Annotated in this window: 12 protein-coding genes; 7 read left to right on the forward strand and 5 right to left on the reverse strand. The window is 38.6% G+C overall.

Annotated elements, in window-relative coordinates; all coding sequences use genetic code 11:
* Positions 1-146 precede the first annotated feature (146 nt).
* The 4 genes from VB732_RS22735 to VB732_RS22750 all read right to left on the reverse strand — a co-directional run bounded on the left by VB732_RS22735 (position 147) and on the right by VB732_RS22750 (position 3,663).
* On the reverse strand, positions 147-338 hold the full coding sequence (locus VB732_RS22735; protein WP_323233165.1) for a YqaE/Pmp3 family membrane protein: 192 nt from the start codon (positions 336-338) through the stop codon (positions 147-149).
* Between the two features lie 145 nt (positions 339-483).
* The gene (locus VB732_RS22740) at positions 484-882 is read right to left on the reverse strand and encodes a phage holin family protein (RefSeq protein ID WP_323233166.1); all 399 of its coding nucleotides are present in this window, start codon (positions 880-882) and stop codon (positions 484-486) included.
* A gap of 266 nt (positions 883-1,148) precedes the next feature.
* Positions 1,149-1,490, reverse strand: coding sequence for a 2Fe-2S iron-sulfur cluster-binding protein (locus VB732_RS22745; protein ID WP_323233167.1), 342 nt, complete (start codon positions 1,488-1,490; stop codon positions 1,149-1,151).
* Positions 1,491-1,503: 13 nt separating this feature from the next.
* A complete protein-coding gene (locus VB732_RS22750) occupies positions 1,504-3,663 on the reverse strand; it encodes a Tex family protein (protein WP_323233168.1) in 2,160 nt (719 codons plus the stop codon).
* Positions 3,664-4,218: 555 nt separating this feature from the next.
* Here VB732_RS22750 and VB732_RS22755 point away from each other — a divergent pair.
* The 7 genes from VB732_RS22755 to VB732_RS22785 all read left to right on the forward strand — a co-directional run bounded on the left by VB732_RS22755 (position 4,219) and on the right by VB732_RS22785 (position 12,324).
* Positions 4,219-4,434, forward strand: coding sequence for a hypothetical protein (locus tag VB732_RS22755; protein ID WP_323233169.1), 216 nt, complete (start codon positions 4,219-4,221; stop codon positions 4,432-4,434).
* 1,245 nt (positions 4,435-5,679) lie between these two features.
* Entirely contained in the window at positions 5,680-6,063 is a 384-nt protein-coding gene (locus VB732_RS22760) for an EamA family transporter (protein ID WP_323233170.1), read from the forward strand.
* 37 nt (positions 6,064-6,100) lie between these two features.
* The gene (locus tag VB732_RS22765; protein ID WP_323233171.1) at positions 6,101-6,457 is read left to right on the forward strand and encodes an EamA family transporter; all 357 of its coding nucleotides are present in this window, start codon (positions 6,101-6,103) and stop codon (positions 6,455-6,457) included.
* A gap of 91 nt (positions 6,458-6,548) precedes the next feature.
* Positions 6,549-7,853, forward strand: a complete 1,305-nt coding sequence (locus tag VB732_RS22770) for an NAD(P)/FAD-dependent oxidoreductase (RefSeq protein ID WP_323233172.1) — start codon at positions 6,549-6,551, stop codon at positions 7,851-7,853.
* Between the two features lie 45 nt (positions 7,854-7,898).
* A complete protein-coding gene (locus tag VB732_RS22775; protein WP_323233173.1) occupies positions 7,899-8,723 on the forward strand; it encodes a glycosyltransferase family 2 protein in 825 nt (274 codons plus the stop codon).
* Between the two features lie 525 nt (positions 8,724-9,248).
* Positions 9,249-10,721 carry a TldD/PmbA family protein gene (locus VB732_RS22780; RefSeq protein WP_323233174.1) on the forward strand — a complete coding sequence of 491 codons (1,473 nt, stop codon included), beginning with the start codon at positions 9,249-9,251 and terminating at the stop codon, positions 10,719-10,721.
* A 262-nt stretch (positions 10,722-10,983) separates the two neighbouring features.
* On the forward strand, positions 10,984-12,324 hold the full coding sequence (locus VB732_RS22785) for a TldD/PmbA family protein (protein WP_323233175.1): 1,341 nt from the start codon (positions 10,984-10,986) through the stop codon (positions 12,322-12,324).
* A gap of 70 nt (positions 12,325-12,394) precedes the next feature.
* Here VB732_RS22785 and VB732_RS22790 read toward each other — a convergent pair whose 3' ends face one another.
* Positions 12,395-12,835 (reverse strand): pentapeptide repeat-containing protein, encoded by a 441-nt coding sequence (locus VB732_RS22790; RefSeq protein WP_323233176.1) that lies wholly within the window; start codon positions 12,833-12,835, stop codon positions 12,395-12,397.
* Positions 12,836-13,005: the final 170 nt, after the last annotated feature.

Consider the following 13,005-nt stretch of genomic DNA (forward strand, 5'->3'; position numbering starts at 1 on the left):
AACGCCAAGGGCGGTACGCAATGACAATTATTTAACCGGACATGCTATAAGTTATAGTTTTTGTAGAAAGTCACATATAAAATGGTGCGTTACAGCTTTAGCCATAACGCACCATCTTTAAGGTTTCTGGAAACTAATATTGTGTATTAGTAGATACCAGTTTCTCTATTAAGTTGTTCATCATGCTTGGCAATAACCCAAATTGCATGAATACTACCGGGTAGCCAACCTAGAACCGTGAGCAAAATGTTAATAAACAATGTTGGGCCCACTCCAACTGTCATAAAAACGCCTAAAGGAGGCACTAACAAACCGAGAAGAAAACGAACTAGTTTCATGATTTTACAACTTTGTAATTTTGTTTAGTTACATTCTTTTGAAGATGCCGAATTAGGAGATCCACCTTCGGATATGTTCTTTGGAGTAGATAATTTATTTATATACTACTTTATATACAAATCTTATTTCTACTCCTTTTAATATTTATCTAGAAGGTAATTCACCTTGGGTTTTGACATCACTACTGCCAGCTAAAAGATTTTTTTCAACAAAGTAGTTGTTAATGAAAGTGTTAGCAAAAGTTAAAATTACTGGCCCAAGAAGGAAACCTATAATTCCGCGAACTGCGAACCCAGGAACTAGCACTGCTGCTAACCAAAAACACAAACCGTTGACGATGAGCGAAAATGCTCCAAACGATACAAAGTTAAGTGGTAGAGACAGAGTAGATAGAACTGGTTTAACCGAACCGTTAATTAGACCAATTACTAAAGCGGCGATCATCGCTGCGGGGAAATTAGCAATATTAACGCCTGGAACAACTAAATCAACAATCAACAGGCTTAAAGCTGTAGCTAGGGCGGTTAATAATGGAGTTAACATTTTTCTGACCTAATCTTTTTTGTTTGTAACTTCTTATCTCTATCTTTAACTATCTGCCAGACTTTCACCTCTCTTGCAAGATAGAATTTATTTCTGTCATTAGGTCTATTATTGAGAAAACTATAGTGGTAAATTATATTGATGCAATATGTAGTAAGGGCGCATAGCTATGCGCCCTACTATAGATGTGATGTTTTCAAGGGTGCATTAAATTTGTTTAACGCAGCCTAAGAATTTAAGATTAATTTAATATTCCAAGGCAACAATCACTCAGGTTTTCCAGACTCAGGCTTATAGTAAAGGGCTGACTTATATAAGACTTGTTCTTGATGGGTTTCTAAAGTGCAATTAGACAAAGGGTAAGTGACACAAGTCACAACATAACCAGCCTGTATTTCACTTGGACGTAGAAATTTTTGCTCACTTTGATTAACTTCACCATTAATGAGTTTGGCGACACAAGCAGAACATTCGCCTTGTTTGCAGCCAGATGGTAGGCGGATACCAGCTTCTTCTGCCATATCCACAATATATTGATCGTCTGGTACTTGAATAGTACGATCTAACCCAAGTGTAGAATTGATGAATCGAACTTGATAAACTACCATCTGCTGTTTCTAATTATTGTTTAACGGCTTTCATCGACAAACTAATCCGCTTGAGTTTCTCGTTGATTTCTAGCACCTGCACTTTAACTACTTGCCCAACTTTGACAACTTTGTTGGGATCGTCTACAAATCTATCAGCAAGTTGGGATATATGCACTAAGCCATCTTGATGTACGCCGATATCAACAAACGCGCCGAAGTTGGCGACATTTGTCACGATTCCCTCTAGTTCCATTCCCACCTTTAAGTCCCTGATTTCTGTAATTCCTTCTTTGAAGGTGGCATACTTAAATTCTGCACGGGGGTCTCTACCTGGTTTTTCTAGTTCGCTGAGAATGTCGCGCAGTGTGGGTTCACCGACGCTATCAGTAACGTATTTCTTCAGGTTGGTCTTTTTGAGTTTTTCAGCAATTTCTGTCACCTGATTTAATGGCACATTTAGATCGGATGCGATCGCTTCTACTACAGAATAACTCTCTGGATGCACTGCTGTATTATCCAATGGGTTGTCCCCGCCGCGAATCCGCAAAAAACCCGCCGCTTGTTCAAAAGCCTTTGGCCCTAGCTTTGGAACTTTCAAAAGTTGGCGGCGATTTTTAAAGGCTCCATTCTGGTTACGATAGGCGACAATGTTGTTGGCAACTGTTGCCGTAATCCCAGAGACGGAAGTCAGAAGTTCTTTGGAGGCCATGTTCAAGTCTACGCCGACGTAGTTGACGCAGCTTTCTACAGTGTCATCCAATTTCTTTTTCAATAACTTCTGATCGACATCGTGCTGATATTGTCCCACACCAATAGATTTGGGATCGATTTTCACCAGTTCCGCCAAAGGGTCTTGCAAACGGCGGCCGATGCTAATAGCACCGCGCACAGTAATATCTAAATCGGGAAACTCTTCTAACGCTACAATACTTGCAGAATATATAGATGCGCCAGATTCATTCACCATCACCTTAAGTGGTTTGCGTTCTATAGTTTGTAACACTTGCGTGACAAACTCCTCTGTCTCGCGGGACGCTGTGCCGTTACCAATGGCGATTAACTCAATCTTGTACTTTTCAATCAGATTTTTGACAGTTTGTGCAGCTTTAGCGCGTTGTTCAGCCGCTTGGTGGGGGAAAACCGCTTGGTATTCCAAAAATTTCCCTGTTTGGTCGAGGACTGCTACTTTACACCCGGTTCTAAATCCGGGGTCTATCGCCAGTGTTGGTTTCATTCCAGCCGGTGCAGACAGCAGCAATTCTCGCAGATTAGTTTCAAATGTCTTGATTGATTCTATGTCTGCATAGATTTTTTTCTCAGAAATTACCTCTCCCATTAGAGAGACTTTCATCAAACGGTTAAATGCATCCTTCAACATCGCCTGATAAAAATCCCGAATTGTCCGAACTTTGGTTTTAATTTCTTTGGACTCCAGATAGTAAAGTACCGTATCCTCATCGAAAGCGATTTCAAAGCTTAAGATTTTTTCAGTTTCACCCCGACACAACGCCAGCATATTATGGGGTGCAATATTTTTTACCCTAATTTGATAGCTACGGTACATCTCAAATTTGGTTGTCCCTTCGGGATAATCATCTTTGATGCGGGAGACAAACACCCCTTCTTCTAAAAGATAATCGCGGATATATGCCCGTAATTCAGCTTTTTCAGCCACTTCTTCCGCTAAAATATCAGCCGCACCTTTAAGCGCTTCTTCTGCGGTTTTGACTCCCGTGGCTTCAGAAAGATACTTAGCCGCTTCTTCCTCCAAGGATGCAGTTGCAGCATTTTTGACATTTAGCGACTTGATGAACTCTGCCAATGGTTCGAGTCCTTTTTCTCTGGCGATGGTGGCGCGGGTACGTCGCTTTGGGCGATAGGGTAGATATAAATCCTCAAGTTCGGTTTTTTGTAAGCAGGATGAGATTTTAGCTTTGAGTTCATCTGTAAGTTTACCTTGTTGGGCGATCGCACTTAAAATTACAGATTTTCGTTCTTCCAGTTCTGTTAAATAAGTATATCGATCAGCCAGTTCACGTAGTTGCACTTCATTCATTTCATCGGTGCGCTCTTTGCGGTAACGTGCAATAAAGGGAATTGTTGCACCCTCCGCCAAAAGTTCCAGCGCGTTTTGCACCTGATGGGGTTTGAGGTTTATTTCAGTTGCCAGTAGTTGAGGAATGTTCAGCATTAGGTGTCTAAGAGGAAAAATGAAAATGCTACTTCTAAAGGTAATATGCTAGATCCTTATCTTGGCGCAAGGCCAAAATTTGCAGCTAATTTACCAGATGATTTTTCAAAAGAGGGCAATTTGCGAAACAGACAAAATCTGCCTACGCAAGTTTTAAAGCCTATCAATCTATATATGTAAACAAAGTTTGTATAAGCTAATACGTATCAATGCTCTGTTAGGAGAGCGAGAAAACGAGCATTAACCGGAGATTTTGTCTAATTTTATACTTAAGCCGAGCTAGCCATAGCCTCTCTTCACCTACTCTAATCTTTGCTGAACTCACCGCCATTGGAAAAGATTTATTCACCAAGCTTTTAGGTACTTCACATATCGCAATAACTATTCCAATTGGGGTAATCTATAACGTTGCGTAATCTTGATTTTCTATAATATTTATTTCGATCGATAGTTGTAGCTAAAAGCTTATTGGATGTAAAATTAACCACACTTTGAAAAATAATCAATTTTGATTTGTTTTATAAGCCAAACAATTTTAGCTCGAAGGTTAGTAATATGGTTTTGTTTTTTTTGATACCACTGTGTACTGCTTTAGTCACTGGCTACTTATTTAAAAAGAGTAGTGATGAAATTGCATATCTTGCAGGTGTCTTTGCAGCAATTAGCCTGATATTAAGCCTAATATTAGCACCCTGGCAGATTCAGCTTGGATTGTTAATCATTGTCTTAGTGATGACCAACAGACTTTTGCAGAGAAATGAACCCGAATAAACGAAATTATAGGCAAACAGCCTAGATAATTAAATAATACCAATCACCACCAATTAATTTGTCTCAACTTTAAACTGCTATGAATTATTAGTAGCTGCACTGTTATTAGAGTTGAAATTCTGCCTTTTCTAACTCCTAGTTTGGTACTTCTAGAAGCTGATATCCGAACGCTACTCCTACAAGTTTACTAGTCAGAAAGTGTTCATAAATCTACAAATTATTAAGAATAAAAATTTATAATAGTCAGCATAGAGAAATTGGGATTTGTAAAGTTTTTGTTTAATTGGATTTTCAGTAAATGAATTTTTGATGAAGTGTCCCGATAAATATGCAACACGCGCTTCTCGTGGTATTCTATTAAGTAATTATATGTAGTGATATTTGAGATAAAACTCTAGTTAAAATTACATGTAGTTAAGAAACACATAAGGAAGCGTAATAGTACTATCATGAGAAGACATTTCAAATCTCCTTAAATCAGCGTAACCTGCGAGTTTTTTGCCAAGGGTTAGTTTACATTAACCATAAGCATTAGTCCCCTCAAATACTCCATTTGGACATTCAGTAAAATTAGTAACTTGTAAAGCTCATAACTGTAGACTGGTTCATCTGTCTATGATCTCCGTAGCAAATCATACTCATGTTACTCATTATCTTACAATGTCTAAAAAGAGTACGTATACAGACTCTTTTTGAGTAGAAATTTTTATGAATTGGCTTAGTCATCAGCCAAGATTTCAGATATGTATGTGTGCCTAAAGAGATTTTTTGGGATATCAAACAATTAATAAACTTTTATTTGGAGAACATGAAAAGCATGTATCTACCCAGTTAGTCTAATTGCTTGAGAAGTTCAGTAGTGTATTCAACAAGATTTCTAGAATCCAGTATGACTTAGAAATTGCGATCGCTTACATCGGGCGGATACGCCATCGCACTAAAAGTAGTTTTGAAGTATGGCTGGCTAATACGGAAGATTTCTGCAATTCATAGTTGAGTAAAGCCGAAGTTAGTTGTGCTGATTACCAAGCCAAAAAACTGGTTTATCTGCCTCTTACTAACTCTTGGATATTACATTCGATGGCAATTTTATCAGTTATCTCAACATAGCTTTCCTACTTTCCTTGTCTATTTAATCAAGTGGAAGTCGAACTGCACAAAAAATGTAGTCGAAATCCCAAAAATTCAAAACAACGAGATTTCTGCTAGGTTCATACCTACTATCTCGATTGAGGTAAATGCAATATGAAATATCTACCGCAAATTTCGAACTTTAAACCAATTCCCTACATTATCTTGTTTGTCAGTATCTTATTGAGTATTTCTGGGCAATTGCTGATGAAATATACCATGAGTCATACACATGAGGGAATGTTTAGCTGGGAATTTCTCCAAAAGTTAGCATTAGCCGTTGGTGTTTATTGCTTGGGGATAGTAAATTGGATACTGGCTTTGCGATCGGTAAAATTGAGTATTGCTTATCCCCTAACTAGTTTAAATTATGTCGGTATATTTCTCGGTTCATACTACTTTTTTCACGAGGTAATTACACCAACTCGAATTGCAGGAGTTATCACTATTTTTCTGGGTATTCTTTTAGTGGTTATTCCCGTGAAAAAATCTATATAAATTTCTTTATAGTAAATTCCACCAAACATCTTGACAAATGAATATTCTTACCTGGCTACTTTTAATGCTTGTAGTTTTATTCGGAACCACAGCCAACGTATCACTAAAATATGGGCTTCAAATTTCTAGCTCTATAAAAGGAGCAAATACATCTATTTCTAATCTGTTATTATCTCGTTATTTTTTGATTTGGTTTATCTGCTATACATTAATGACTATATTGTGGCTTTATGTATTGCGGACAATTCCTTTGAGTCAAGCTTTTCCAGTTCTAGGCTTAATGTATGCATTAATACCTGTTGCTTCGCACTATCTTTTAAAAGAGCAGGTTATGTTTAGCCAGTGGTTAGGAATTTCCATCATTATCACTGGTGTGATTCTAGTAGTTAACTAATAACTAAACAAAGAATAATTGAGGTTATCTATATTAAAAGCCTCTGAAAATAAATTTCAAAACCATCGCTATAAACGTCTAAATTAAATTTATGAATATAGGTATCATTGGCGGAGGGATAACGGGACTAGTATTAGCGCAACGTCTTGCACATCAAGGACATACCGTAACCGTATTTGATAGTAATAACCAGCTTGGTGGACTTACCACCTATCATGATTATGGGTTATTTACTTGGGATCGTTTTTATCACGTTATTCTCCCTTCTGATACTCATTTAATAAATTTTTTGAGAGATATTGGGCTTGGAGATAAGTTACGTTGGCATCGAAGTTTAACAGGGTTTTATGACAATCAAAAATTCTATTCTATTAGTAACACTATAGAATTTTTACGTTTTCCTCTGTTTGGACTTATAGGCAAAATTAGATTAGCTTTTACTCTACTATATGGTTCACGCCTTAATAACTGGCGGCGCTTAGAGAAGATTTTAGTTAAAGATTGGCTATTAAAACTCGGTGGTAAAAGCACATACGAAAAGCTCTGGAAACCCTTGCTTTTATCAAAATTAGGAGAGAACTATAAGCGAATATCAGCAGTTTTTATTTGGGCCTATATTAAACGACTGTTTTCAGCGCGAGATTCTTCATTAAATAAAGAACAACTCGGTTATGTTTCAGGCGGTTACAAAACTGTTTTTGACCATATAGAAAAATTGATTTGCGCGGCTGGAGGTTATATCCGCACAGGGGTGACGGTAGAATACATTGCACCTCATCCAGAAGGTGGAATGTGGGTAGAATCTCAGGGGAAAAAAGAACATTTTGATAAAGTGATTTTCACTGGCCCAGTTAATATTTTGCAACAGGTTGCTGCTAAGGAACTGGTGAAAGTTTCAGACACCAGCGAAACAGTAGAATACCTGGGTGTAGTCTGCATGGTATTGATTACTCGCAAAGCTTTAATTCCTTATTACGTAGTAAATATCGCTGATAGAAATATTCCTTTTACCGGAGTTATCGGTATGAGCAACTTAGTTTCTCTACAAGAGACAGCAGGATACCATATCACATTCCTACCAAAATATATCCTTTCCACTGACCCGTTGTTAAAACAGCCAGATGAGGAATTACGTCAAATGTTTTTTCAAGGTATACGTTTGATGTTCCCGGAACTTAAATCAGATGACATTGTAGCAGCACACATAAATCGAGCTATTAAAGTGCAGCCACTACAAGTTTTAAATTATTCAAGCCTTGTTCCAAAAGTGAGTACCGAAAATGATGATTTTTTCGTGGTCAATACCTCACAGTTAGTCAATGATAGCGTCAACAACAACGCAGTTGTGCGGCAGGTTGATGAATTTCTAAAAAAATCAACATTGTTGAATTCTTGAGATTTGAGAGATTGTATTTTATTTTAAAAATCACACGAGGTCTTTATGAGTCTTTTTGTTCTTTTACCCGCATACAACGAGCAAGAATCAATTCGTCCCTTGTTCAAAAAATTTCAGACATTGCAACAAATCTTCGATATAGAGATAAAAATAATTCTTGTTGATGATGGTAGTAGTGATGCAACTGCTCAGACTGCTTTAGAAGAATCTCGATTACGGGGGATATTGCTTAAATTAGTCCAACATCCCAAAAATGGTGGCTTAGGTGAAGCAATTAAAACAGGTTTCACGACTTTCTTAGAAATTTCTAAAGAAGGCGATTTTTTAGCTGCAATGGATTGCGACAACACTCAACCACCAGAACTATTAATCAAGATGTATGAGACGATGATAGCTGGTAGCTATGATATTGCGATCGCATCTAGATACCGCAAAGGCTCTAAAGTCATAGGTTTATCAAAATTTAGAGAAGTAATGAGTTACGGGGCTAGCTGGCTGTTTAGAATTGCCGCCCGTGTACCAGGTGTAAGAGACTATACTTGTGGTTACAGACTGTATAACCGTACTTTTCTCAGTAAACTGAATATGTATTATGGCGACAATCTATTTACTGAAAGTGGATTTGCTTGCATGATAGATTTACTGCTAAAAGCCAAAGTACTCAAACCAAAAATTGCTGAAATTCCAATGGTTTTGAGATATGACCAAAAGCCAAGTGCTAGCAAAATGAAAATTCTGAAAACTATTGCTCGAACATTGAAGCTACTTTATAAGAATCTATCATCCGCAGGACAAAGTTCTCATTTTGCTCAAGCTTTCAATGAGCAGGAAACATTAATAATTCCAATGAAAATGGGAAATCGTAAATAAACCGGGAAGTGATATAGGAATCATATTTGATTTCTGAAAATATTTCAGTAGGCTAACGCACCATCCGAAGATTCTGGTGCGTTACGGAAGCCGTAACACACCCTACATATACTTAGATTTTTTCATAAATCAAATACTAGTCCTATAGTTTAGATTAGCGAGCAAGATTGCATATTGAGTGGGAGTTAGTCAAGAAGTTCCTTTATTTTTATCAGAGTGAGAGCATATCCTCACTTGCTACTCTCTTGGTTGAGAAGATTACTAGTTAATACATATAGGTGCATCTCATTTTTATGGCATCCTCAAGAGTGCGAACTTTCAAAATCTCAGCCCGCAAAGGCGGGCTTTTTTATGGCTATCATTAGAAAAGATTTAAAAATGTTGGTAATGACAAGCTTTTTGAATGAAGGTTAGGGAAATCCACACTACCTTTCTACCGACTGTAGCTTTCACTGATTTGTTAGACTGAACACACCAGGATTTTTCAGTCAAATCTCTGAATTACGCCAGCAGACGAGGCTACCCATGCTTACAAGTACGCTACTTCTCTCGAATCAACTTCCCACCTTACAATATTCCTCCACACCAGAGCGTTTCGATGAAACCTGGGAGGCCCCCCTGGCTACTCTCCTGGGATTAGGACGCGCTGCGGGCGCCGACTTTATCGAATTATTTTTAGAGCGTCGCAACTATATTAGTTGTCTTGCAGAAGACGATTCCATCACTAGTATTTCACCAAGTCTGTCTACAGGTGCGGGAGTCAGAGTATTTCGCGGCAAAGCCGATTGCTACGTCAGTACTAATGACCTTTCGTTTTCTGGTTTGAAAGCAGCTTTAGAAAAAGGTCTTTCTATCCTGGGATTGCAATTACCTACTGCTAAAGCTTTCATTCCAGAAATTAACCTAGAATTACTGAGAGATTACGCCACGAAAAGAGGTAAAGATGCATGGCTACCAGTGTGTAGTTCCATCCGCGAAATGGGAGAAGTCCTGCTTGATGGGACTGCTCACCTGAAGCAAAAAGCTAGCCATGTCCAATCGCGCCGTGCTACCTATTTTCGGGATTGGCAAGAAGTCTTAATTGCCGCCAGTGATGGTACTTTTGCCCGCGATATTCGTCTTACCCAGTCGGTAGGATTTAATCTGTTGTGTGCTGATGGTGCTAATCGTACCTCAATTGGCGATCGCGCGGGTAATACTAGCGATGCCAATTTCTTGAGAACTTGGGATTCTCAACAAGCCGCCGAAAAAATCGCAGAATCTGCCGGCAAAATGCTCTACGCTGATTACGTAGAATCAGGTACTTACCCGATTATTATGGCCAATCACTTTGGCGGCGTAATCTTCCACGAAGCCTGCGGACACCTGCTAGAAACAACTCAAATTGAACGTAATACCACTCCCTTTGCTGACAAAAAAGGCGAAAAAATTGCCCACGAAAGTTTAACCGCCTGGGATGAAGGGCGCTCTGAAAATGCTTTCGGGACAATTGATATGGATGACGAAGGTATGCCTGCTCAAAGAACCCTGTTAATTGAAAAAGGCGTTCTCAAAAACTTCTTAGCAGATAGAACAGGTTCTGCACGCACCGGACACCCTAGAACTGGAAGTGGCCGCCGCCAAAATTACACCTATGCTGCTGCTAGCCGGATGCGTAATACTTATATTGATTCTGGCGAATATAGCACTGATGATTTATTTGCCTCTGTTGATAAAGGTATTTACTGTAAAAAAATGGGTGGTGGTAGCGTTGGTGCTACAGGTCAATTTAACTTTAGTGTTGATGAAGCTTATTTAATCGAAAATGGCAAAATCACTAAACCACTAAAGGGAGCAATTTTGATTGGGGAAGCGAAGGAAATTATGAACAAAATTTCTATGTGTTCCCAAGATTTGGAAATTGCACCAGGTTTTTGTGGCTCCGTGAGTGGAAGTATTTACACCACAGTCGGACAACCCCACATCAAAGTTGATTCTATTACCGTCGGTGGACGATAAGAAATTTAGATTTTGGACTTCGACTCCGCTCAGTCGGACGATTTTGGATTTTGGATTGTAATATTCAAAATCCAAAATCCAAAATGCTCAAGCTCCCGGATAATTCCGTAGGTTCAATATGAAATCTAAAAAAACAAATTGTTTGACTGTTGCTTAAGTCAGAATTATTCGAGAGGAATATAAGCAATAAAATCCAAAATCTAATCTTCAAAATAGAATCGCTTCCAATCCAAAATCTAAAATCTAAAATCTAAAATTGACTATGCCAAATATCAATGAAATTGCAAATTCTGCCAAGGATAATGCTGATAAGCTTGGCATTAAAAAATTCGACATTTATGGCTCAACAGTAGATGATACGAGCGTGCAGGTAGACCAAGGTGAGCCGAAACAAGTCAAAGCATCAAATCGCTCTGGTGTTACTGTTCGTGTCTGGAACGAAGAAAATACAATGGGTATCACCAGCACCACAGATGTAGACCCCAAAGGATTAGAATTAGCTTTGAAAACTGCTTATGAAGCTAGTTTTTTTGGTGTTAAAGAAAATGTTCCTGATTTTAGTCCCGAAGCTACTGCTCCGATTGCAAATAAAGCCCAAGATAAGACACCCCAAGCACCTGTTGCTGAACTTATAGAACGATTGTTGGTAGCCGAAAAAGAATTACTGGCAGCCCATCCAGCAATTAAAGGTGTACCTTATAATGGTTTATCCCAAAGAGATATTGACAGATTCTATCTAAATAGCGAGGGCGCAGTCAGAACTGAATCTCACTCCTTAACATCAGTTTATCTTTATAGCAAAACTGAAGAAGACGGAAAAAAACCTCGCAGTGCAGGTGCTTTTAGAATCAACCAAAGTTTAAATAATTTAGACATCAATGGTTGCATTAAAGAAACTGCCGATAAAACTATCAGCCACTTGAACTATGAAAAAATCAAGACTGGTAAATATCGAGTTGTTTTTTCACCGGAAGCTTTTTTAAGTCTGTTGGGTGCTTTTTCTAATTTGTTTAACGCCCAAAGTATTTTGGATAATCAAAGCCTATCTACTCCCGATGATTTAGGTAAAGAGATTGCTTCCCCTCTGCTTTCAGTTTATGACGATGCACTGCACCCAGCTAATGTAGGAGCAGAAACTTTTGATGGTGAGGGAACACCAACTCGTCAGATTTCGTTGATTGAAAATGGTGTTTTAAAAAGCTTTTTGCATAGTGCAGGGACTGCTAAAAGGTTGAATGCCCAACCCACAGGTAATGCCAGTATTGGGGCAAAAGTCAGCGTTAGTCCGAATTTCTATCACGTTTTTACAACAGCAACTTCTGAAGAAGAGTTGAGTTTAGAAACTGCGGAAAATGTGATTCTTATCGATGATTTACAAGCTCTCCATGCTGGAGTTAAATCCTTGCAAGGTTCCTTTTCTTTGCCGTTTGATGGTTGGCTAATTAATAAGGGTGTGAAGACAAGTATTGAGTCAGCAACTGTAGCTGGTGATTTCTTGGAACTCTTAAAGGCAATTATTTATGTCGAAAAGGAAGCAGAGTTAACACCAGGGGGAGTTTGCCCGAAAATCTGGGTTAATGAACTGTCAATTACTGGTGAATAAAGCTTGAAAAGTGCAGAGTTAGGAGTTGAACATAACTCTTAACTCATCACTTTAAAATCATGATTCACCATTAGTATTCACCACCAACGCTAATGGCAGTATTAAATACGTCAGCGCCGCTTAAATCAATATTAGCCATAACTGCGCCATCTACGTCAGTATTATATAGATGAGCATTACTCAAATCAACGTTGGTGAGATTAGCATTATTTAGGCTAGTACCACTGACAAAGGCATCTGTGAGATTAGCAGACTTTAAATTTGCACCTGTTAAATCAGCGCCTTCTAAGTTAGCATTTTCGAGGTTAGCCCCTTTTAAATTTGCATTTCTCAGGTCAACACCTATCAGGTGAGCGCCTTTGAGGTTTGCTCCTGTTAAATTACATCCGAAACATTCTCTAGTTTCCAGCAAGCGCCGGACAGAGGCGGAGTTTTCTGCTTTGACGGAAAGGGGAGCAGCTAAAGATAGCGTGCTGAGTATGGCTGCTGCCGTCAAAAAAATTCGTTTCATATTTACCTCCGACACTTCTAAAAGTCATTAAATTCTTGACTTCTACGATACAAGTGTGCCCAAATTTCAGAATTATGTCCTCATGCGATCGGAGGAACATATAATATCTATGTGATTAGGTATCCTTCTGTTATCTAGTCCGATGGGACTAAAATTACAAGATTGTGAGT

Origin of the sequence: Nostoc sp. UHCC 0252, from assembly GCF_034931145.1 — a bacterium.
In the GTDB taxonomy this organism is placed as follows: Bacteria; Cyanobacteriota; Cyanobacteriia; order Cyanobacteriales; family Nostocaceae; genus Nostoc.

Coding starts and splice junctions, on each gene's coding strand:
- VB732_RS22760 (WP_323233170.1), top strand. CDS start 5,680: ATGAAATATCTACCGCAAATTTCGAACTTTAAACCAATTCCCTACATT.
- VB732_RS22750 (WP_323233168.1), bottom strand. CDS start 3,663: ATGCTGAACATTCCTCAACTACTGGCAACTGAAATAAACCTCAAACCC.
- VB732_RS22790 (WP_323233176.1), bottom strand. CDS start 12,835: ATGAAACGAATTTTTTTGACGGCAGCAGCCATACTCAGCACGCTATCT.
- VB732_RS22745 (WP_323233167.1), bottom strand. CDS start 1,490: ATGGTAGTTTATCAAGTTCGATTCATCAATTCTACACTTGGGTTAGAT.
- VB732_RS22785 (WP_323233175.1), top strand. CDS start 10,984: ATGCCAAATATCAATGAAATTGCAAATTCTGCCAAGGATAATGCTGAT.
- VB732_RS22780 (WP_323233174.1), top strand. CDS start 9,249: ATGCTTACAAGTACGCTACTTCTCTCGAATCAACTTCCCACCTTACAA.
- VB732_RS22775 (WP_323233173.1), top strand. CDS start 7,899: ATGAGTCTTTTTGTTCTTTTACCCGCATACAACGAGCAAGAATCAATT.
- VB732_RS22740 (WP_323233166.1), bottom strand. CDS start 882: ATGTTAACTCCATTATTAACCGCCCTAGCTACAGCTTTAAGCCTGTTG.
- VB732_RS22755 (WP_323233169.1), top strand. CDS start 4,219: ATGGTTTTGTTTTTTTTGATACCACTGTGTACTGCTTTAGTCACTGGC.
- VB732_RS22765 (WP_323233171.1), top strand. CDS start 6,101: ATGAATATTCTTACCTGGCTACTTTTAATGCTTGTAGTTTTATTCGGA.
- VB732_RS22735 (WP_323233165.1), bottom strand. CDS start 338: ATGAAACTAGTTCGTTTTCTTCTCGGTTTGTTAGTGCCTCCTTTAGGC.
- VB732_RS22770 (WP_323233172.1), top strand. CDS start 6,549: ATGAATATAGGTATCATTGGCGGAGGGATAACGGGACTAGTATTAGCG.